Origin of the sequence: Pseudomonas sp. CM25 (genome assembly GCF_013179705.1) — a bacterium.
GTDB lineage: Bacteria > Pseudomonadota > Gammaproteobacteria > Pseudomonadales > Pseudomonadaceae > Aquipseudomonas.
Window position 1 is genome coordinate 1 of record NZ_JABMCW010000075.1, and the last position, 19,818, is coordinate 19,818.

Sequence of the window (19,818 nt, forward strand, 5' to 3'; positions counted from 1 at the left end):
GGCAGGTCTGGCCCTTTCGCGGGTGAACCCGCTCCCACAGGCGCCGTGACATCAGTGGGAGCGGGTTCACCCGCGAAAGGGCCAGACCTGCCGATAAAAACAGTTTGGCCGACTCAGGCAGGAGAAAACCGTGAGCGAACAACCCTCATCAGCGCACTGGCAGTTGCAGAGCATCGTCAGCGGCCTGCGCGGCGCCCGTGAGCAATGGCGTACACGCAATGGCCGCAGTATTGGCGAGCAGGGCGGGCGCGAACTGCCATCGCGCGAGGCGATGCGGCAGATCCTGGAGCAGCTGTGCGGCGCACTTTTCCCCATGCGCCTTGGCCCGGTCGACCTGCGCGAAGAGAGTGAAGATTTCTACGTTGGCCATACCCTGGATGCCGCGCTGACTGCCTTGCTTGCCCAGGCACGTCTCGAGCTGCGCTACGCGGCGCGGCAAAGCAAAGCCGGGCTGGCTGGCGTCGACGCCCAGGCGCTGAGCCTGATCCAGGGTTTTGCAGCGGCGCTACCGGAGCTGCGGGTGCTGCTCGACACCGACGTGCTGGCCGCCTACCACGGCGACCCGGCAGCGCGAAGTGTCGATGAAGTGCTGCTGTGCTACCCGGGCATCCTGGCGATCATCCATCACCGCCTGGCCCACCATCTGTACCAGGCCGGCTTGCCGCTGTTGGCGCGGATCAGCTCGGAGCTGGCGCATTCGGCCACCGGCATCGACATCCATCCGGGGGCGCAGATTGGCCCGAGCTTCTTCATCGACCATGGTACCGGTGTGGTAATTGGCGAAACCGCGATCATCGGCGAGCGGGTGCGCATCTACCAAGCGGTAACCCTGGGCGCCAAGCGCTTCCCCAGTGACGAGTCGGGCACGCTGCATAAAGGCCTGCCACGCCACCCGATCGTCGAGGACGATGTGGTGATTTATGCCGGCGCCACGGTGCTGGGGCGCATTACCATCGGCAAGGGCTCGACCATCGGCGGCAATGTGTGGCTGACCCGCAGTGTGCCGGCCGAGAGCAACATTACCCAGGCCAACCTGCAGCTGGATTGCCAGGACAAGAACTGATCGGGCATCTCTGCTGATTGTTCCGGCCTCTTCGCGGGTTCACCCGCGAAGAGGCCGGAACAGGGGACACCAATCAGCGCCCCAATTCGCATTGATATCCAATCCATGTTTAACTTGAACGCTTGTTCAATGAAAAAACGCTGGTCCGCTGCCGGTGTTCAACAGGAGGATTCCTTTGCTGAACCCGTTCATTCCGAACCTCACGTCATTTGACGAGGTGCACGCCCCATGAGTGCACCGAACCCTTCGCTTGCCGATAGCAAGATGCGCATGAACCCCCCGGTGTTCTACTTTGCGGCAAGTTTCATCCTTATCTTCGGCGTGGTGGTCATCTCCAACCCGCAAGCTGCAGGCGACTGGTTGCTGGCGGCGCAGAACTGGGCGGCCAACACGGTCGGCTGGTACTACATGCTGGCGATGACGCTGTACCTGGTCTTCGTGGTGGTCACCGCCTTGTCCGGCTACGGCAAGATCAAGCTCGGTGCCGACCACGACGAACCCGAGTTCAGCTACCTGTCGTGGGCCGGCATGCTGTTCGCTGCCGGCATCAGCATTACCCTGTTCTTCTTCTGCGTCTCCGAACCCCTCACCCACATGTTGCAGCCGCCCCAGGGCGAAGCGGGCACGGCCGAGGCCGGGCGCCAGGCCATGCAGATCCTGTTCCTGCACTGGGGCCTGCATGGGTGGGGCGTGTTCGCCTTCGTCGGCATGGCGCTGGCCTACTTCGCCTACCGGCACAACCTGCCCCTGGCCTTGCGTTCGGCGCTGTACCCGCTGATCGGCAAGCGCATCAACGGGCCGATCGGCTACGCAGTGGACGGCTTCGGCATCATCGCCACGGTGTTCGGGCTGGGTGCCGACATGGGCTTTGGCGTGCTGCACCTGAACGCCGGCCTCGACTACCTGTTTGGCATCAGCCATAGCCAATGGGTGCAGGTGATCCTGATCACCCTGATGATGGGCGCGGCAGTGGCCGTGGCCGTCGCCGGGGTAGAGAAGGGCGTGCGGGTGATGAGCGACATCAACCTGTTCCTGGCCTGTGCGCTGCTGCTGTTCGTGCTGTTCGCCGGGCCTACCCAGCACCTGTTCAATACCCTGATCCAGAACCTGGGCGACTACCTGGGCGCCTTGCCGCGCAAGAGCTTCGACGTGTATGCCTACGGTGAGAACCGTGACTGGCTGGGCGGCTGGACGGTGTTCTACTGGGCCTGGTGGATTGCCTGGGCGCCGTTCGTGGGGCTGTTCATTGCCCGCATCTCTCGTGGCCGCACCATCCGCGAGTTCGTCTTTGGCGTGCTGTTGATCCCGCTGGGCTTCACCCTGGCGTGGATGTCGATTTTCGGCAACAGCGCCCTGGACCAGGTCATCAACCACGGCATGACCGCCCTGGGCCAGTCTGCCCTGGATAACCCGTCGATGAGCCTGTACCTGCTGCTGGAGACCTACCCCTGGAGCAAGGTGGTGATCGCCACCACGGTGTTCATCAGCTTCGTGTTCTTCGTTACCTCGGCCGATTCGGGCACCGTGGTGCTGTCGACCTTGTCGGCTACCGGCGGTGGTGCGGACGAAGACGGGCCGAACTGGCTGCGCATCTTCTGGGGCGCGATGACGGCGCTGATCACCAGTGCGCTGCTGTTTGCCGGCAGCATCGATTCGCTGAAGTCGGCGGTGGTGCTGACCTCGCTGCCGTTCTCGCTGATCCTGCTGTGCATGATGTGGGGGCTGCACAAGGCGTTCTACCTCGAGTCGCAACGGCAGATCGCGCAGATGCACTCGCTGGCACCGTTCGCCCAGTCACGCCGCGGCCGTGGTGGTTGGCGCCAGCGCCTTAGCCAGGCGGTGCATTTCCCGTCGCGTGATGAGGTGTATCGCTTCATGGACGACGTGGTGCGCCCGGCGATTGCCGAAGTGCGTGATGTGTTCGAGCAGAAAGGCCTGGTACTGATTACCCAGGACGACCCCAGCCATGACAACGTCAGCCTGAAGATTGGCCATGGCGAGGAGCAGCCGTTCATTTACCAGGTGCAGATGCGTGGCTATTTCACGCCATCGTTCGCCCTGGGTGGGTTGGGTACGCAGGATTTGAAGAACCGCCGCTACTACCGGGCGGAAGTGCACCTGAGCGAAGGCAGCCAGAACTACGACCTGGTTGGCTACAGCAAGGAGCAGATCATCAACGACATCCTCGACCAGTACGAACGGCATATGCAGTTCCTGCATCTGGTCAGATAGTAGCCTGTACCGGCCTCCTCGCGGGTAAACCCGCTCCCACAGGTACGGCACCGGTTTCGAAGCCTGTGTTGTACCTGTGGGAGCGGGTTTACCCGCGAAGAGGCCGGCATAGGCAACAACTAGAAGGGCGCATCCCCCAGGATGGTCGCCCGATGCATCACCCGCCGGTTCGGCCGGTAGTCATCCACCGCAAAATGCTGGGTCACGCGGTTGTCCCAGAACGCCACGTCATGCTCCTGCCAGCGCCAGCGAATGCTGAACTCCGGCCGCGTCGCATGGGCGAACAACAGCTTCAGCAGCGCCTCGCTTTCCAGCTCGCTCAGCTCGTTGATGCGCGTGGTGAACCCTTCATTGACGAACAGCGCCTTGCGCCCGCTAACGGGGTGGGTTCGCACCACCGGGTGCGACAGCGGCGGGTTGTTGCGCCGCGCCGCCTCCCAGCGCGCCAGGTCTTCCGGAGTAGTACCAAAGCGCTCCAGCGGAAACGACTTGGTGAAGTCGTGGGTAGCGGTCAGCCCGTCGAGCATCTCGCGCAATGGCGCCGACAAGGCCGCCAATGCTGCGATGCCGCTGGCCCACAGGGTATCGCCACCGTGAGCCGGCAACTGCTTGGCGCTGAGCACTGCGCCCAGTGCCGGGGTCGGCAAAAAGGTCACATCGGTGTGCCACACGGCGTTGTCGCGCACATCGGTGACCGCCGTATCCAGCACCAGCACCTGCGGGGTTGCCGGCACATTCGGGTAGATCGGGTGGATGTGCAGGTCGCCAAAGCGGGCGGCAAAGCGCGCCTGTTGCTGCGGGGTGATCGGCTGGTCGCGGAAGAACAGCACTTGGTGCTGCAACAGCGCCTGCCCGATGGCGTCGCGGTCGGCGGCGCTGATCTCGCGGCTGATGTCCACGCCACTGATCTGGGCGCCGAGCGCCGGGCTGAGAGGGGTGATGGTCAGGCTCATGTCGGTCTCTTTGGTCAGGCGCCGATATGTCGGCGTGGTCAGTCGAATTCAGTGGCTTTGCCCATGCCAGGGCACCAGCTTGCGCTGCAGGGCACGCAGGCTCATTTCCAGGGCGAAGGCGATCAGGGCGATCAGCAGGATGCCCAGTACCACCACATCGGTGACCAGGAACTGCGCCGCCGACTGCACCATGAAACCCAGGCCGCTGGTGGCCGCGATCAGCTCGGCCGCCACCAGGGTCGACCAGCCGACACCCAGGCCGATACGCACGCCGGTGAGGATGTCGGGCAGCGCGCTGGGCAGGATCACATGGCGAATCAGCTGGGCTTTGCTGGCGCCCAGCGACTGCGCCGCACGCAACCTGGCCGGGTCGACCGTGCGCACGCCGGTGGCCGTGGCAATCGCGATCGGCGCGAAGATGGCCAGGAAGATCAGCAGCACCTTGGACAGCTCGCCGATGCCGCACCAGATCACAATCAGCGGCAGGTAGGCCAGCGGCGGGATGGGCCGGTAGAACTCGATCAACGGGTCGAGAATGCCGCGTGCCACTCGGTTGTAGCCGATGGCGATGCCCACCGGGATGGCGGTGAGCGTAGCGGCCAGCAGGGCCACGCCGATGCGCCCGAGGCTGGAGCCCAGGTGCTGCCACAGGCTGGCATCCATATAGCCTTGGGTCAGCAGGGCCCAGCCCTTGGCCAGGATGTCGGCGGGCGAGGGTAGGAACAGTGGCTCGATCCAGCCGCCGGCGGTCACTAGCCACCAGGCAAATAGCAGGCTGGCGAGGGTCAGCGTGCTGATCCAGCGGGTGGACAAGGGGCGGCGCTGCCCGGTGGCGCGCCGGGCTCGGCTATCAGGTTTGCCGGCAACCGGCAGGTCCAGGCTGTTCATGCGCGCTCCTGCAGACTTTGGCGTTGGGCGAACACGCTGGCCAGCACGTGCTCGCGGGTTTCGATGAAGCGAGGGTCGGACTTGATCGAGCGGGCCGACTCGCCGGCGGCATAGCGCTGCCCGTAGTCCAGTTGCAGGCGCTCGACCACGCGACCCGGGTTGGGCGCCAGCAGCACCAGCTCGCTGGCGAGAAACACCGCTTCTTCGATGTCGTGGGTAATCAGGAACACCGGCTTGGCGGTGCGTTGCCACACCTGCAGCAACAGCTCCTGCATCTGTTCGCGGGTAAAGGCATCGAGGGCGCCGAACGGTTCGTCCATCAGCAGCACCCGCGGGTCGGCTGCCAGCGCCCGGGCCAGGCCCACGCGCTGCTTCTGGCCACCGGACAACTGCCAGACACGGCGTTCGCCAAAACCGTCCAGGTCGACCAGGGCCAGCATCTCGCGGGCCTTGGCTTCACGCAGCGCGCGCGGTACACCGGCCAGCTCAAGGCCGAAGGCAACGTTGCCCAGCACGTTCTGCCAGGGCAGCAGCGCATCGTCCTGGAACACCACGCCGCGCTCGGCACCTGGGCCCTGCACCGGTACGCCATCCAGGGTGATACGCCCGCTGCTGGGCGCGACGAAGCCGGCGATAAGGTTGAGCAGCGAGGTCTTGCCGCTGCCGGAAGGCCCCAGGGCTACCAGCAACTGGCGCGGCCCCAGGCTCAGGTTGATATCGGCCAGCACCGGGGTATCGGCGCCGGGGTACTGTGCGCTGATGCGCTCCAGTTCGAGCAAGGCCATGGTGGGCTCCGGTCGGCTTTTACGGGGTCAGTTCGGGAGGTACTGGGCGCTGACGTACGGCGAGTAATCCGGCAGCACCGCGTCTACCTTGCCTTGCTGCTTGAGGAAGGTGGCGGTGTCGGTCAGTGCCTGGGTGGTGGGCGCGCCCAGTGCGCTGGCCTGGTCGGCAGCCAGCGGGTAGACGTTGCCCTGCAGCAATACCGGGATGTCGGCAGGCTTGGCGCCGGACAGCTTGGCCAGCTTGCTTACATTGTCGGGGTTGGCCAGCCAGGCTTTGGGGTCGTTGCGGTAGTCGGCGTAGGCGTCGAGGGTGACCTTGGCAAACGCCTTGACCACGTCCGGGTGCTTGGCAGCGAAGTCCTTGCGCACGATCCACGCGTCGAACGTGGGTGCACCTTTTTCGGCCAGTTCGCCAGAGGTGATCAGCACCTTGCCGTTTTCCTTAGCCACGCCCAGGGCCGGGTCCCAGACGTAGGTGGCGTCGATATCGCCACGCTTCCAGGCGGCAATGATGGCCGGCGGTGCGAGGTTGAGGATTTGTACCTTGGACGGGTCGATGTTCCAGCTTTTCAGTGCCGCCAGGAGGCTGTAGTGGCCGGTGGAGACGAACGGCACGGCGACTTTCTTGCCGACCAGGTCTTGCGGGGACTTGATGCTGTCACGGGCGACCAGCGCTTCACCGGCGCCAATCTGCGTGGCGATCAGGAATGTTTCGACCGGCAGCTTGCGGGTGGCCGCTGCGGCCAGCGGGCTGGAGCCCAGGTAGCCGATTTGCACGTCGCCACTGGCCACTGCGGTGATCACGTCGGCGCCGTTGTCGAACTTGCGCCAGTCGATGCTGGCTTTGCTGGCTTTTTCATAGTTGCCATCGACCTGCGCCACCTTGGCCGGGTCGACGGTGGTCTGATAGGCAACGGTGAGGTCGGCAGCCTGGGCAAACCAGCTGGTACTGGCGAGGGTCAGGGCTGCGAACAGGCGCAGCGGGGTGTGCGGGATCATGGTGGACCTCTCGTCAGGCAATCGGTGTGATGGATGACAAGAAGGCTAAATGATCTAAGAATCTTAAAATAAATAACTTTTTTGCATTAGCTTAGGAGCCAAATGCTTTAAGGGTCGGGCTGGGCAGACGCAGGTTCCCACCTGGACCACGTGAGGCAGCTGGGCCGATGATCTCGCTCAATGGCGGAATCAGAACGGCCTGCTAGGCTCTTTCGTCCTTATAGAACGATCGGGAATTAGGTTATGAGCAAACGTTTGCAAATAACCGATAGTTATGAATTCTTCCGCTTCTACAACGAAAAGCAGCAAAGGTTCGTAACATATTCCGTAAAAATCTTAGAAATTCACAAAACGGTCATTTTGGATTTATAGGATTGTCATTATCCTGTAGCGCAGGTGGCGTCTTAGACCAAAGTCGCGAAACGTTTAGAAACGATTGACTTAAGGGTCACGCTTTGGGACTAAATCGCCAATCCACGGTGAGCGGGGCAGCAGATCCCTCCGCCAGAGATACACAAAAATTAGAACGTAGAGGAGCAGAACATGTACAAGTCCAGCCTGGCCGTGGCCGTGGCACTGGGGGTTTTCGCCCAAACAGCAGGCGCTGCCGGTTTCGTTGAAGACAGCAAACTGTCGCTCAGCTCGCGCACCATGTACTTCAACAACGACAACCGCGACGGCGGTGCCGACAACCGCGAATCGGGTCAGGGCTTCAAGCTCGACTACATCTCCGGTTTCACCGAAGGCACCGTTGGCTTCGGTGTAGATGCCCAGGCCCTGTGGGGTATTCACCTGGACGGCGGCCGTGGCAAGCACCCTGACAACAGCAGCTTCTTCCCAAGCGATAGCGACGGCTCGGCTGCAAGCCAGTGGGCGCGCGTGGGTGCGAACGCCAAGGCTCGCTTCTCCAAGACCGAAGTCCACTACGGTAGCGCCCTGGCGCCAAACCTGCCGATTCTGGTCTCCAACGACGGCCGTCTGCTGCCGCAAACCTTCGAGGGTGGCACCATCCAGTCGAAGGAAATCGACAACCTGACCATCAACGCCGGTCAGCTGACCCACGCCATGGGCCGTGCTTCGAGCAACCGCACCGGTCTGTCCGTTGCTGGTGCCTTCCGCGAAAGCAACAAGTTCCGCTACGGTGGCCTGGACTACAAACTCACTCCAGACCTGACCCTGCAGTACTACTACTCGAACCTGGAAGACTTCTACAAGCAGCACTTCCTGGGCGCCACCCACGTCTTCAAGATCGGTGACGACCAGTCGTTCAAGACTGACCTGCGTTACTTCGACAGCAGCAGCGATGGTCGCAACGGCGAAGCTGGCTACGCCTTCAACAACAACGGTGGTTATGCCAAGAACACTGGCGAGGTCGACAACAAGACCTGGTCTGCCATGTTCACTTACACCTTGGGTGGCCACTCGTTGATGCTGGGTCACCAGCAGATCAGCGACGACGGTGGTTTTGTTTGGCTGAACCAGGGCAACGTGCGTAAGGACGGTTCTACTTCCTCCCTGGAAGGCGCCGGTGGTTCCAGCTTCTACCTGTTCACCGACAGCATGATCAACCAGTTCGCCAAGGCGGGTGAAAACACCACCTTCGGTCAGTACGCCTACGACTTCGCACGCCTGGGCGTACCGGGCCTGAAAGCCTCGGTTGCCTACCTGAAAGGTGAAGACGGCAAGAACGCCGTTGGCGGCGGTACCTTCAGCGAATGGGAACGTGACGCTCGTGTCGACTACGTGATCCAGGAAGGCACCTTCAAGGGCCTGGGCGCCAGCCTGCGTCACGGCGTATACCGTGGCACTGGCACCAGCTCGCTGGCTGACCAGGATCAGACCCGTCTGATCTTCAACTACACTTACAACTTCATGTAAGCCGTAGCTGAACAAGAAGCCTCGCCTAGTGCGAGGCTTTTTTATGCCTGTAATTCCGTATGCAATATGGTTATAAACAAATCAATATTCATTCTTTTTGTTTTTAATCGGATGCAGGCACATTAAACCCACACGGTGTACAGAACCCCGCACAGGAGCCGCAGCCCATGAGCCTAAAACTCGGCGATATCGCCCCCGATTTCGAACAGGATTCCAGCGAAGGCAAAATCCGCTTCCACGAGTGGCTGGGCAACAGCTGGGGTGTGTTGTTCTCCCACCCGGCCGACTTTACCCCGGTGTGCACCACCGAGCTGGGCCTGACTGCCAAGCTCAAGGACGATTTCGCCAAGCGCGGGGTCAAGGCCATTGCCTTGTCGGTGGATCCGGTCGACTCGCATCACCGCTGGATCGATGACATCAACGAGACCCAGAACACCGTGGTCAACTTCCCGATCATCGCCGACGCCGACCGCAAGGTGTCGGACCTGTACGACCTGATCCATCCGAACGCCAGCGACACCCTGACCGTACGTTCGCTGTTCGTGATCGACCCGAACAAGAAGGTGCGCCTGACCATCACCTATCCGGCCAGTACCGGGCGCAACTTCAATGAAATCCTGCGGGTGATCGACTCGCTGCAGCTGACCGACAACCACAAGGTCGCCACACCAGGCAACTGGCAGGACGGCGACGAGGTGGTGATCGTGCCCTCGCTCAAGGATGAGGAAGAGATCAAACAGCGCTTCCCCAAAGGTTACCGCGCGGTCAAACCCTACCTGCGGCTGACCCCTCAGCCCAATCGTTGATGAATTCCTCGTTGCATTGCTCTTAGCCAAGCAGGGATTTTCGGGCCGTTTCGACGGCCCTTTTTATGCCTGCTGAAAACCGCGTGGGCCTCTTCGCGGGTAAACCCGCTCCCCACAGGGTTAAGCGCCGTCCTCAAGGTTTGTGGTGTCCCTGTGGGAGCGGGTTCACCCGCGAAAAAGCCGGCACAGGAAATAATCAAAATGGAATAAACAAATGAAAAAATATGATTTCTAGATATATGTAAGCGCTGTTAATGTCACTCCCAACAGAACACAAGGAAGCGCTGCAATGCTGGTCGTCTCAATCGGTGGTAGCCCAAGTACCCGTTCACGCTCCGGCGTGCTGCTGGAGCGTTCGCGCCAGTGGCTGCAGAACCGCGGCGTCGAAGTGGTGACGTTCCAGGTGCGTGACTTTGCCGCCGAAGACCTGCTGCATGCCCGTTTCGACAGCCCGCAGGTTCAGCATTTCCAGCAACTGGTGGCCCAGGCCGATGGCCTGATCGTCGCAACGCCGGTGTACAAGGCATCGTTCGCCGGCGCTCTGAAAACCTTGCTCGACCTGTTGCCCGAGCGCGCCCTGGCTCACAAGATCGTGCTACCGATTGCTACAGGCGGCAGCATCGCCCACATGCTGGCGGTGGATTACGCACTTAAACCCGTGCTGTCGGCACTCAAGGCGCAAGAGACCCTGCAAGGGATCTTCGCCGACGACAGCCAGGTTACTTACGCAGAAGGCTCCAGACCCGCGCAACTGTTACCGGTGCTGGAAGAACGCCTGCATGACTCGCTGGAAACCTTCCACGCTGCCCTGGCCCGTCGGCCGAGCCCCGTCGCCCCGGGCCTGTTGAACGAACGCCTGATCAGCGCCCGCTGGAGCATCTGACCAGCACAACCCGCTTTACCACCTTACTCGCCCGACAACGAGGCAAGCAGGTGCAACCCGAACCCATTCGCACAGGAGAGCGCCATGCGCACAGTCTTCTTGCGTCGCGGTCTGGTCGCCCTGTTTGCGGCGGCTGTGTCCTTCGGCGCCATTACCCAAGCCCAGGCCGAGAGCCTGCGTATCGGCTATCAGAAATACGGCACCCTGGTGCTGCTCAAGGCCAAGGGCACGCTGGAAAAGCGCCTGGCCGAGCAGGGCGTGCAGGTGCAGTGGACCGAATTCCCCGGCGGCCCGCAGCTGCTTGAAGGGCTGAATGTCGGCTCCATCGATTTTGGCGTCACCGGCGAGACCCCACCCGTGTTCGCCCAGGCTGCTGGCGCCGATCTGCTCTACGTGGCGTATGAGCCGCCGGCGCCGCACAGCGAGGCGATCCTGGTGCCGAAGGGCTCGCCGATCCAGTCGGTCAAAGACCTCAAGGGCAAGAAAGTCGTCCTCAACAAAGGCTCCAACGTGCACTACCTGCTGGTCCGTGCGCTGGAAGATGCCGGCCTCAAGTACAGCGACATCCAGGCCGTCTACCTGCCCCCGGCCGACGCTCGCGCCGCCTTCGAGCGCGGCAGCGTGAATGCCTGGGTGATCTGGGACCCGTACCAGGCTGCCGCCGAGAAACAACTGCAGGCACGTACCCTGCGCGACGGCAAAGACCTGGTCGACAACCACCAGTTCTATCTTGCCACCCGCGACTACGCGACCCAGCACCCAGCGGTGATCAACACCGTGATCGAGGAAGTGCGCGCCGTGGGCGAATGGTCCCAGGCCAACCCGCAGGAAGTGACCGATCAGGTCGCCCCGCTGCTTGGGCTGCCCGCCGACATCACCCTGACTTCGGTCAAGCGCCAGGGCTACGGCGCCGCGCCGCTCACCCCAGAAGTGGTGGCCGCGCAACAGAAAATCGCCGACACGTTCCATGCGCTGAAGCTTATCCCCAAGCCGCTGAGCATCAAGGACGTTATCTGGACACCCCCGGCCAAGGTCGCCAGCGCGCCTTGATTGACTTGCCTGCGCCGGGGCGCCGCCCCGGCTGAGCCACCCTTGAGGAGACAACTCCAATGAGCCTTAACATTTTCTGGTTCCTGCCCACCCACGGTGACGGTAAGTACCTGGGCACCTCCGATGGTGCTCGCGCGGTCGACCATGGCTACCTGCAGCAGGTCGCCCAGGCGGCCGACCGCCTTGGCTTCGGCGGCGTACTGATCCCTACCGGGCGATCCTGCGAGGATTCCTGGCTGGTGGCGGCATCGCTGATCCCGGTTACCCAGCGCCTGAAGTTTTTGGTCGCATTGCGCCCCGGCATCATTTCGCCGACCGTGGCGGCACGCCAGGCAGCCACCCTCGACCGCCTGTCCAACGGCCGTGCGCTGTTCAACCTGGTGACCGGTGGCGACCCGGACGAGCTGGCGGGTGACGGCCTGCACCTGAACCACCAGGAGCGCTACGAGGCCTCCGTGGAGTTCACCCGTATCTGGCGCAAGGTGCTGGAAGGCGAAACCGTCGACTACGACGGCAAACATATCCAGGTGAAGGGCGCCAAGCTGCTTTACCCGCCAATCCAGCAACCGCGCCCGCCGCTGTACTTCGGTGGCTCATCGGATGCCGCACAGGACCTGGCCGCCGAGCAGGTCGAGCTGTACCTGACCTGGGGCGAGCCGCCGAGCGCGGTCGCAGAAAAAATCGCCCAGGTGCGCGAGAAAGCCGCCGCCCAGGGCCGCGAAGTGCGCTTCGGCATCCGCCTGCACGTGATCGTGCGGGAAACCAACGAAGAAGCCTGGGCTGCCGCCGACAAGCTGATCTCGCACCTGGACGATGACACCATCGCCCGTGCCCAGGCCTCGCTGGCACGCTTCGACTCGGTCGGCCAGCAACGCATGGCGGCGCTGCACAACGGCAACCGCGACAAGCTGGAAGTGGCCCCCAACCTTTGGGCGGGCGTCGGCCTGGTCCGCGGTGGTGCCGGCACCGCCCTGGTAGGCGATGGCCCGACCGTTGCGGCGCGGGTCAAGGAATACGCCGAGCTGGGCATCGATACCTTCATCTTCTCCGGTTACCCGCACCTGGAAGAATCGTACCGGGTTGCCGAGCTGCTGTTCCCGCACCTGGATGTGCAACGCCCGGAGCAGGCCAAGGCCGGTGGTTACGTGAGCCCGTTCGGCGAGATGGTGGCCAACGACATCCTGCCCAAGTCCGTTGCGCAAAGCTGAGGGCCAGCCCATGAGTCGTGCAACTTCCAATACCCTTGCCCAGCGCCTGGCGCCGTGGGCGCTACCGGTGCTGCTGCTGGCCGCCTGGCAGCTGGCGGTCAGCGCCGGCTGGCTGTCGACACGCATCCTGCCAGCGCCTAGCGCGGTGGTCAGTGCCGGCGTCGAGCTGGTGCGCAGCGGTGATATCTGGACCCACCTGGCCATCAGCGGCTGGCGTGCCGGGCTGGGTTTTGTCATCGGTGGCAGCATCGGCCTGGTGCTGGGCTTTATCACCGGCCTGTCGAACTGGGGCGAGCGCTTGCTCGACAGCTCGGTGCAGATGATCCGCAACGTGCCGCACCTGGCGCTGATTCCGCTGGTGATCCTGTGGTTCGGCATCGACGAGTCGGCGAAGGTTTTCCTGGTTGCGCTGGGCACGCTGTTCCCGATCTATCTGAACACCTACCACGGCATCCGCAACGTCGACCCGGCGCTGGTGGAAATGGCGCGCAGCTATGGTTTGTCCGGCTTCACCCTGTTCCGCCAGGTGATCTTGCCGGGTGCGCTGCCTTCGATCCTGGTGGGCGTGCGCTTTGCCCTGGGCTTCATGTGGCTGACCTTGATCGTTGCCGAAACCATCTCGGCCAATGCCGGCATCGGCTACCTGGCGATGAACGCCCGGGAATTCCTGCAGACCGACGTGGTGGTACTGGCCATCGTCCTGTATGCCGTGCTGGGCAAGCTCGCCGACCTGGCTGCCCGCGGCCTGGAACGTGTGTGGTTGCGTTGGCACCCGGCCTATCAAGTAGCCAGGAAGGAGGGCGCATGACCGTGCTCAAGGAACAGCCGCCACGCCTGCTGCGTGGCATCCCGCTGGCCTGCAACGGCCTGCGCAAGGCCTTTGGCCAACGCGAAGTGTTGAAGGGCATCGACCTGCACATCCCCGCAGGCCAGTTTGTCGCCATCGTCGGCCGCAGCGGCTGCGGCAAGAGCACCCTGCTGCGCCTGCTGGCCGGGCTCGACCAGCCCAGCGCCGGGCAATTGCTGGCCGGTGCCGCGCCGCTGGATGAGGCGCGGGACGAAACCCGCCTGATGTTCCAGGATGCCCGCCTGCTGCCGTGGAAGAAGGTGATCGACAACGTCGGCCTGGGCCTGTCCGGCGACTGGCGCGGGCGTGCGCTGGACGCGCTGGAGGCGGTTGGCCTGGCCGACCGGGCCAATGAATGGCCGGCAGCGCTGTCGGGCGGGCAGAAGCAGCGTGTGGCGCTGGCGCGGGCATTGATCCACCAGCCGCGTCTGCTGCTGCTGGACGAGCCACTGGGGGCGCTCGATGCGCTGACCCGCATCGAGATGCAGCAACTGATCGAACGCTTGTGGCGTCAGCGCGGCTTCACCGTGCTGCTGGTCACCCACGATGTCAGCGAGGCGGTAGCCGTGGCTGACCGGGTGATCCTGATCGAGGACGGCGAGGTCGGCCTCGACCTCACCGTCGACCTGGCACGGCCCAGGGCGCGTGGTTCGCACCGCCTGGCCGCGCTGGAAAGCGAAGTGCTCAACCGTGTTCTGTCAGCCCCGGGCACCGCGCCCGAGCCAGACCCTGTAGCCCCTTTGCCCACGCAACTGCGTTGGGCGCACTGAAAACTCACTTACCAGACTCAAGCCCATAGAGAAGGAAGCAAATCATGACTATCAAAGCCATCAACGTTCGCAACCAGTTCAAAGGCACCGTGAAAGAAATCCTTGAAGGGCCTGTGCTGTCGGAAATCGACGTGCAGACTGCCTCTGGCATCGTCACTTCGGTGATTACCACCCGCTCTGTGAAAGAGCTGGAATTGCAGGTGGGTAGTGAAGTGATTGCTTTTGTGAAGTCGACTGAAGTGTCTATCGCCAAGCTGTGATGAAAGTGGCCCGCGGGGCTGCGTTGCAGCCCGATCGCCGGCAAGCCAGCTCCCACAGGTACTGCGCAGGTTTCAGGCGTTGTGCTTTATCTGTGGTAGCTGGCTTGCCGGCGATGAGGCCATTGAATTTAACGCTTGGCCAGAAACGGCGGCAGATACAACCCCAGATAGGCCTCGAACACCCGCTTGCCCTCTTCGGCCATGCGCGGCGTAATCGCCTCATGCAACTGCACCGACCGTGCATAAACCCGGTCGCTCAGCTCCATGGCCAGCGCAAACACATCCACATCCCCCGGCATCACCGGCAGATGAAAATGCTGGTCGAACAACTTGTACATCAAGTCGCCCAGTTCCATGTCGTGCTGCCGATCGGCCTGCACCACTTCGCTCAGGCCATGCTGGGCCAGGATCAGCTGCCGCGCCGCAGCATCGTCGTTGTAGATATCCAGCATGCGCTGCTCGATCAGCCGTGACAGTTCGTGCCAGGTGCTGAACGCACTGCTGTCGATGGGCGCATTCAACGCGTCACGGAAGGCCCGGTGCACGTCGGCGGTGAGCGCCTCGAGCAAGGCCGGCACGCTGGCGAAGAAGTGGTACACCGATGAGGGCGGAATCTGCGCCCGCTCGGCCACGCTGTACACCGACAGGCCTGCCACCCCCAACTCGGCCAGCAGCTCGCGAGCGGCCGCCAGGATCGCCTCGATCCTGGCCTGGCTGCTTGCACGCGGCTTGCGCGAGGTGGCAGTACGGGTCATCAGTTGCTGATTGCCAGGATGCTGGCTTGGTAGGCACCGACGAACAGGTCGAAATCACCGACTTCTTCCTGTTCCAGCTCGGACTGTTTGGCAAGCGACTCGCGGGCCAGCATTTCAAAGGCCTGTTGCTGTTCGTTGCTCAGCGGTTGCCCGCGGAACGTGTCGGCGTGGAGGCGGCTTTGCCGCAGCGAGAACTGGATGAAGCTCTCGTCATGCTCGGTCATGCGTGCCAGTACCTGCGCCGACGGGGTCAGCTCGGGGTCGTTGACCTTGGCCTGCTGGGCATCCAGGGCATTGCCGTGCTCATCAAGGCCTTGCGCCTTGTCAAGCAGATCGGCCAGCGGGCGGATACGCTCGATCAGTTCGCTGGCCCAGTCTTTCAGGGCAATTGGCTGGCCGTTGCGCTGCAGCTTCAGGCCTGGGCGTCGGCCTTCCTTGACCACGGTCAGGAAGTTGTCAGTGCACTGGCCGCACTCACTGTTTTCCAGTTGCGGGCTGTCTTCCAGCGCGCAGAACAGCAGGAATGCATCGAGGAAACGCGCCTCGGTCAGGTCGATACCCACCGGCAGGAACGGGTTGATGTCCAGGCAGCGCACTTCTACATACTGCACGCCACGCGAGGTCAGGGCCTGGATCGGCCGTTCGCCGGTGTAGGTGACCCGCTTGGGGCGAATGTTCGAGTAGTACTCGTTCTCGATCTGCAGGATGTTGGTGTTCAGCTGTACCCACTCGCCGTCCACGTGCGTGCCCACTTCAACATAGGGCGGGTAGGGCGTGCCCACCGCCTTGCGCAGGCTGTCGGTGTAGCTGGCCAGGTTGTTGTAACACGGTGTCAGGCCGGCCTGGGCGTTGCTCTGGTAGCCCAGGTCACTCATGCGCAGGCTGGTGGCGTAGGGCAGGAACAGGGTTTCGGCGTCGAGCTCTTCGAGCTGGTGCGGGCGGCCGCGCAGGAAGCCTTTGTCCAGGGCCGGCGAGGCGCCGAACAGGTACATCAGCAGCCAGCTGTAGCGGCGGAAGTTGCGGATCAGCGCGATGTAGGCCGACGACTGGTAGTCGCGGTCGCTCTCGTTGCCACCTTCGTCTGCGCGCAGCAATGGCCACAGCGCTTCGGGCAGCGAGAAGTTGTAATGGATACCGGCGATGCACTGCATGGTGCGGCCGTAACGCAGGGCCAGGCCCTTGCGGTACACGTGCTTGAGCTTGCCGATGTTGGAGCTGCCGTACTCGGCGATCGGGATGTCCTCCTCGGCCGGCAGCGTGCATGGCATCGACGGGCTCCACAGGTATTCGTCGCCCAGCTTGCTGTAGACGAATCGGTGGGTCTGTTCGAGGCTTTCGAGCACCTTGGCCGGGTCGGGCAGCGCCGGGGTGATGAACTCCAGCAGCGACTCGGAATAATCGGTAGTGATCTGCTCGTTGGTCAGCGCCGACCCCAGTGCTTCCGGATGCGGGGTCTGGGCCAGGCGACCTTCATCGGTCACGCGCAGGCATTCGCGCTCAATACCGTGCAGGCACTGCTTGAGCAGGGGGAGATTTGCGCCGAGCAGGCTCAGGCGGCGGTTGAGGAGTTTGCTCAAGATGTATTCCTTCACGCGTCAGTCGCCCCAATATGGGGGTAGAAATAACGGTCTACAAGGGTAGGAAGAAAGGAACTGGCGTTGTCGCCTTGTCAGCGCGGATCCAGCAGTGCCAGCGCACTGCTGAAAATACCGCAGATACTGCTTGGTGAGCTAGAGAACCGCGAAGGTTCCCTGTGCTTTCGCCACCAGCTTGTCGCCCTGGACTACGTCGGCGTCGACCACCAGGGTGCGCCGCCCGGCGTGCAGCACGCGGGCAGTGCACAGGACTTCGCCGTCACTGACGGCGCGCATGTAGTTGATCTTGCACTCGATGGTGACGCTTTGCTGGTCAAAGCCATGGCTGGCCGAGCAGGCCAGGCCCATGGCGATGTCCACCAGGCTGAAGATCGCCCCGCCGTGCAGCTTCTGGCCACGGTTGCGCAGCTGTGGCTCGAGCGCCAGAGCGACCTCGGCAACGCCTGTGTCCAGGCGTTGCAGGCGGCAGCCCAGCAGCTGGCTGAAGGCGCTTTCGACGTATTCGCGTGGAACGTCCATCACTTCTTCTTCAGCTGCTTGGCGTTGGCAAACAGCGATGCCATGGCGTTGTTGGCCGGCGCCGCAGCGGCGGTTTCGCGCTGGCGCGGGGCCTGCTGCTGGCGGTTGCCGCCATTGCCACGGTTGCCACCGCGGTTGCCTTCAACCTTTTCGCCCGGGGTATCGCCCATGCGCATGGACAAGCCGACGCGCTTGCGCGGGATGTCCACTTCCATGACCTTGACCTTGACCACGTCGCCGGCCTTGACCGCTTCACGCGGGTCCTTGACGAATTTTTCGGACAGCGCCGAGATGTGCACCAGGCCGTCCTGATGCACACCGATGTCAACGAAGGCGCCGAAGTTGGTGACGTTGGTCACCACGCCTTCGAGGATCATGCCGGGCTCCAGGTCCTTGAGGTCTTCGACGCCGTCCTGGAAGGTGGCGGTCTTGAACTCGGGGCGTGGGTCGCGGCCAGGCTTGTCCAGTTCCTGCAGGATGTCGGTGACGGTCGGCAGGCCGAAACTTTCGTCGGTGAATTTCTTCGGGTCCAGGCGCTTGAGGAAGCTGCTGTCGCCGATCAGCGAGCGGATGTCGCGGTCGGTGCCCGCAGCGATGCGCTGTACCAGCGGGTAGGCCTCGGGGTGAACTGCAGAGGCGTCCAGCGGATTGTCGCCGTTCATCACCCGCAGGAAGCCGGCGGCCTGTTCGAAGGTTTTCTCACCCAGGCGGCTGACCTTTTTCAGCGCCGCGCGGGTGGCGAACGGGCCGTTGCTGTCGCGGTGGGCGACGATGTTCTGCGCCAGGGTCGCGTTGAGGCCGGAGATGCGCGTCAGCAGCGCCACCGAGGCGGTGTTCACATCCACACCCACTGCGTTCACGCAGTCCTCGACCACGGCGTCCAGGCCACGGGCCAGTTTCAGCTGCGATACATCGTGCTGATACTGGCCGACACCGATGGATTTCGGGTCGATCTTGACCAGTTCGGCCAGCGGGTCCTGCAGGCGACGGGCGATCGACACGGCGCCACGGATCGACACGTCCAGGTCCGGGAACTCGCGGGCGGCCAGCTCGGATGCCGAGTACACCGAGGCACCGGCTTCGGAGACCATGATCTTGGTGATCTGCAGCGCTGGATATTTTTTAACCAGTTCTGCCACCAGCTTGTCGCTTTCGCGGCTGGCAGTACCGTTGCCGATGGCGATCAGCTCTACCGAGTGCTTGGCGCACAGCGCAGCCATGATGGCAATGGTGCGGTCCCAGTCATTCTTTGGCGCATGCGGGTAGACCGTGGTGTAGTCCAGCAACTTGCCGGTAGCGTCGACCACGGCGATCTTGCAGCCGGTGCGCAGGCCCGGGTCGAAGCCCAGGGTGGCGCGCGGGCCGGCCGGCGCGGCCAGCAGCAGGTCGTGCAAGTTGCGGGCGAACACGTTGATCGCCTCGCCTTCGGCGTTGTCGCGCAGTTCGCCGAACAGGTCTGTTTCCAGGTGGGTGTAGAGCTTGACCTTCCAGGTCCAGCGCACCACCTCGCCCAGCCACTTGTCGGCGGCGCGGTTGCGGTTTTCAACGCCGACGTGGTTGCCGATCATCACCTCGCAGGGGTGCAGGGTGCCAGGCAGTTCCTCGCCAATCTTCAGCGACGCGCTGAGCACGCCTTCGTTGCGCCCGCGGAAGATCGCCAGGGCACGGTGTGAGGGCGCGTTGCGCAGCAGCTCGTCATGGGCGAAGTAATCGCGGAACTTGGCGCCTTCTTCTTCCTTGCCGGCGACCACGCGGGCGCTCAGCACGGCTTCCTGCTTGAGGAAGCTGCGCAGCTTGTCGAGCAGGGCGGCGTCTTCGGCAAAGCGCTCCATGAGGATGTACTTGGCGCCTTCGAGCGCGGCCTTGACGTCGGCTACGCCTTTTTCGGCGTCGACGAAGCGCGCGGCTTCGCTTTCCGGGGCCAGGGTCGGGTCGTTGAACAGGCCGTCGGCCAGTTCGCCAAGGCCGGCTTCAAGGGCGATCTGGCCTTTGGTGCGGCGCTTCTGCTTGTACGGCAGGTACAGGTCTTCGAGGCGGGTCTTGGTGTCGGCCAGCTTGATCTCGCGGGCCAGTTCCGGGGTCAGCTTGCCCTGCTCTTCGATGCTGGAGAGGATGCTGGCGCGGCGGTCGTCGAGTTCGCGCAGGTAGCGCAGGCGCTCTTCCAGATGGCGCAGCTGGGTGTCGTCCAGGCTCCCGGTCACTTCCTTGCGGTAACGGGCGATGAAGGGCACGGTCGAGCCTTCGTCCAACAGGCCCACGGCCGCCTCGACCTGCTGGGGGCGTACGCCCAATTCCTCGGCGATACGGCTGTTGATGCTGTCCATGTA

The 19,818-nt window shown here is 63.2% G+C and carries 18 protein-coding genes; 10 read left to right on the forward strand and 8 right to left on the reverse strand.

Annotation, left to right across the window (positions count from 1 at the left end; all coding sequences use genetic code 11):
- Window positions 1-130: 130 nt before the first annotated feature.
- Both epsC and betT read left to right on the forward strand, forming a co-directional pair.
- Complete coding sequence (gene epsC / locus HP546_RS10825; RefSeq protein ID WP_172224328.1) at window positions 131-1,063, forward strand: serine O-acetyltransferase EpsC; 933 nt, start codon at window positions 131-133, stop codon at window positions 1,061-1,063.
- A gap of 228 nt (window positions 1,064-1,291) precedes the next feature.
- The gene (betT, locus tag HP546_RS10830) at window positions 1,292-3,295 is read left to right on the forward strand and encodes a choline transporter BetT (RefSeq protein ID WP_172224331.1); all 2,004 of its coding nucleotides are present in this window, start codon (window positions 1,292-1,294) and stop codon (window positions 3,293-3,295) included.
- 119 nt (window positions 3,296-3,414) lie between these two features.
- On the opposite strand, the gene tauD is transcribed toward betT, so the two are convergent.
- Genes tauD through tauA form a run of 4 tightly spaced genes read right to left on the reverse strand, consistent with a single transcriptional unit; the run spans window position 3,415 to window position 6,920 of the window.
- Window positions 3,415-4,248 (reverse strand): taurine dioxygenase, encoded by an 834-nt coding sequence (gene tauD, locus HP546_RS10835; protein WP_172224334.1) that lies wholly within the window; start codon window positions 4,246-4,248, stop codon window positions 3,415-3,417.
- Between the two features lie 48 nt (window positions 4,249-4,296).
- Window positions 4,297-5,136 carry a taurine ABC transporter permease TauC gene (gene tauC / locus HP546_RS10840; protein ID WP_172224337.1) on the reverse strand — a complete coding sequence of 280 codons (840 nt, stop codon included), beginning with the start codon at window positions 5,134-5,136 and terminating at the stop codon, window positions 4,297-4,299.
- Complete coding sequence (tauB, locus tag HP546_RS10845) at window positions 5,133-5,921, reverse strand: taurine ABC transporter ATP-binding subunit (protein ID WP_172224340.1); 789 nt, start codon at window positions 5,919-5,921, stop codon at window positions 5,133-5,135. Before tauB ends, tauC begins: the two co-directional genes overlap by 4 nt.
- A gap of 27 nt (window positions 5,922-5,948) precedes the next feature.
- Complete coding sequence (gene tauA, locus HP546_RS10850; RefSeq protein ID WP_172224342.1) at window positions 5,949-6,920, reverse strand: taurine ABC transporter substrate-binding protein; 972 nt, start codon at window positions 6,918-6,920, stop codon at window positions 5,949-5,951.
- 543 nt (window positions 6,921-7,463) lie between these two features.
- Between tauA and HP546_RS10855 the strand changes: the two genes are divergently transcribed.
- From HP546_RS10855 to HP546_RS10890, 8 genes are all read left to right on the forward strand, one after another.
- Window positions 7,464-8,798, forward strand: coding sequence for an OprD family porin (locus tag HP546_RS10855; RefSeq protein WP_172224345.1), 1,335 nt, complete (start codon window positions 7,464-7,466; stop codon window positions 8,796-8,798).
- A gap of 167 nt (window positions 8,799-8,965) precedes the next feature.
- The gene (locus HP546_RS10860; protein WP_019096904.1) at window positions 8,966-9,604 is read left to right on the forward strand and encodes a peroxiredoxin; all 639 of its coding nucleotides are present in this window, start codon (window positions 8,966-8,968) and stop codon (window positions 9,602-9,604) included.
- Window positions 9,605-9,893: 289 nt separating this feature from the next.
- Entirely contained in the window at window positions 9,894-10,487 is a 594-nt protein-coding gene (gene ssuE, locus HP546_RS10865; protein ID WP_172224348.1) for an NADPH-dependent FMN reductase, read from the forward strand.
- A gap of 84 nt (window positions 10,488-10,571) precedes the next feature.
- On the forward strand, window positions 10,572-11,537 hold the full coding sequence (locus tag HP546_RS10870; RefSeq protein WP_172224351.1) for a sulfonate ABC transporter substrate-binding protein: 966 nt from the start codon (window positions 10,572-10,574) through the stop codon (window positions 11,535-11,537).
- A 59-nt stretch (window positions 11,538-11,596) separates the two neighbouring features.
- Entirely contained in the window at window positions 11,597-12,745 is a 1,149-nt protein-coding gene (gene ssuD / locus HP546_RS10875) for an FMNH2-dependent alkanesulfonate monooxygenase (RefSeq protein WP_172224354.1), read from the forward strand.
- Window positions 12,746-12,755: 10 nt separating this feature from the next.
- Window positions 12,756-13,553 carry an aliphatic sulfonate ABC transporter permease SsuC gene (ssuC, locus tag HP546_RS10880; protein ID WP_172224357.1) on the forward strand — a complete coding sequence of 266 codons (798 nt, stop codon included), beginning with the start codon at window positions 12,756-12,758 and terminating at the stop codon, window positions 13,551-13,553.
- Window positions 13,550-14,362: an aliphatic sulfonates ABC transporter ATP-binding protein gene (gene ssuB / locus HP546_RS10885; RefSeq protein WP_172224360.1), complete on the forward strand. Its 813-nt coding sequence runs from the start codon at window positions 13,550-13,552 to the stop codon at window positions 14,360-14,362. The genes ssuC and ssuB overlap by 4 nt, the downstream gene beginning before the upstream one ends.
- A gap of 44 nt (window positions 14,363-14,406) precedes the next feature.
- Window positions 14,407-14,622, forward strand: coding sequence for a molybdopterin-binding protein (locus tag HP546_RS10890; protein ID WP_008095172.1), 216 nt, complete (start codon window positions 14,407-14,409; stop codon window positions 14,620-14,622).
- 128 nt (window positions 14,623-14,750) lie between these two features.
- Here the strand turns inward: HP546_RS10890 and HP546_RS10895 are convergent, their stop codons facing one another.
- From HP546_RS10895 to HP546_RS10910, 4 genes are all read right to left on the reverse strand, one after another.
- Window positions 14,751-15,377, reverse strand: coding sequence for a TetR/AcrR family transcriptional regulator (locus HP546_RS10895; RefSeq protein WP_172224363.1), 627 nt, complete (start codon window positions 15,375-15,377; stop codon window positions 14,751-14,753).
- Complete coding sequence (gshA, locus tag HP546_RS10900; protein ID WP_218584492.1) at window positions 15,377-16,954, reverse strand: glutamate--cysteine ligase; 1,578 nt, start codon at window positions 16,952-16,954, stop codon at window positions 15,377-15,379. Before gshA ends, HP546_RS10895 begins: the two co-directional genes overlap by 1 nt.
- Before the next feature lie 153 nt (window positions 16,955-17,107).
- Complete coding sequence (locus tag HP546_RS10905; RefSeq protein WP_050580765.1) at window positions 17,108-17,491, reverse strand: PaaI family thioesterase; 384 nt, start codon at window positions 17,489-17,491, stop codon at window positions 17,108-17,110.
- The gene (locus HP546_RS10910; RefSeq protein WP_172224369.1) at window positions 17,491-19,815 is read right to left on the reverse strand and encodes a Tex family protein; all 2,325 of its coding nucleotides are present in this window, start codon (window positions 19,813-19,815) and stop codon (window positions 17,491-17,493) included. Before HP546_RS10910 ends, HP546_RS10905 begins: the two co-directional genes overlap by 1 nt.
- Window positions 19,816-19,818: the final 3 nt, after the last annotated feature.

What these genes read in the sequence shown, in the direction of transcription:
- HP546_RS10855 (WP_172224345.1), top strand. Translation starts at nt 7,464, where the DNA reads ATGTACAAGTCCAGCCTGGCCGTGGCCGTGGCACTGGGGGTTTTCGCC.
- HP546_RS10870 (WP_172224351.1), top strand. Translation starts at nt 10,572, where the DNA reads ATGCGCACAGTCTTCTTGCGTCGCGGTCTGGTCGCCCTGTTTGCGGCG.
- HP546_RS10910 (WP_172224369.1), bottom strand. Translation starts at nt 19,815, where the DNA reads ATGGACAGCATCAACAGCCGTATCGCCGAGGAATTGGGCGTACGCCCC.
- ssuB (WP_172224360.1), top strand. Translation starts at nt 13,550, where the DNA reads ATGACCGTGCTCAAGGAACAGCCGCCACGCCTGCTGCGTGGCATCCCG.
- tauB (WP_172224340.1), bottom strand. Translation starts at nt 5,921, where the DNA reads ATGGCCTTGCTCGAACTGGAGCGCATCAGCGCACAGTACCCCGGCGCC.
- ssuC (WP_172224357.1), top strand. Translation starts at nt 12,756, where the DNA reads ATGAGTCGTGCAACTTCCAATACCCTTGCCCAGCGCCTGGCGCCGTGG.
- HP546_RS10860 (WP_019096904.1), top strand. Translation starts at nt 8,966, where the DNA reads ATGAGCCTAAAACTCGGCGATATCGCCCCCGATTTCGAACAGGATTCC.
- betT (WP_172224331.1), top strand. Translation starts at nt 1,292, where the DNA reads ATGAGTGCACCGAACCCTTCGCTTGCCGATAGCAAGATGCGCATGAAC.
- ssuD (WP_172224354.1), top strand. Translation starts at nt 11,597, where the DNA reads ATGAGCCTTAACATTTTCTGGTTCCTGCCCACCCACGGTGACGGTAAG.
- tauA (WP_172224342.1), bottom strand. Translation starts at nt 6,920, where the DNA reads ATGATCCCGCACACCCCGCTGCGCCTGTTCGCAGCCCTGACCCTCGCC.
- HP546_RS10890 (WP_008095172.1), top strand. Translation starts at nt 14,407, where the DNA reads ATGACTATCAAAGCCATCAACGTTCGCAACCAGTTCAAAGGCACCGTG.
- ssuE (WP_172224348.1), top strand. Translation starts at nt 9,894, where the DNA reads ATGCTGGTCGTCTCAATCGGTGGTAGCCCAAGTACCCGTTCACGCTCC.
- HP546_RS10895 (WP_172224363.1), bottom strand. Translation starts at nt 15,377, where the DNA reads ATGACCCGTACTGCCACCTCGCGCAAGCCGCGTGCAAGCAGCCAGGCC.
- HP546_RS10905 (WP_050580765.1), bottom strand. Translation starts at nt 17,491, where the DNA reads ATGGACGTTCCACGCGAATACGTCGAAAGCGCCTTCAGCCAGCTGCTG.
- tauC (WP_172224337.1), bottom strand. Translation starts at nt 5,136, where the DNA reads ATGAACAGCCTGGACCTGCCGGTTGCCGGCAAACCTGATAGCCGAGCC.
- tauD (WP_172224334.1), bottom strand. Translation starts at nt 4,248, where the DNA reads ATGAGCCTGACCATCACCCCTCTCAGCCCGGCGCTCGGCGCCCAGATC.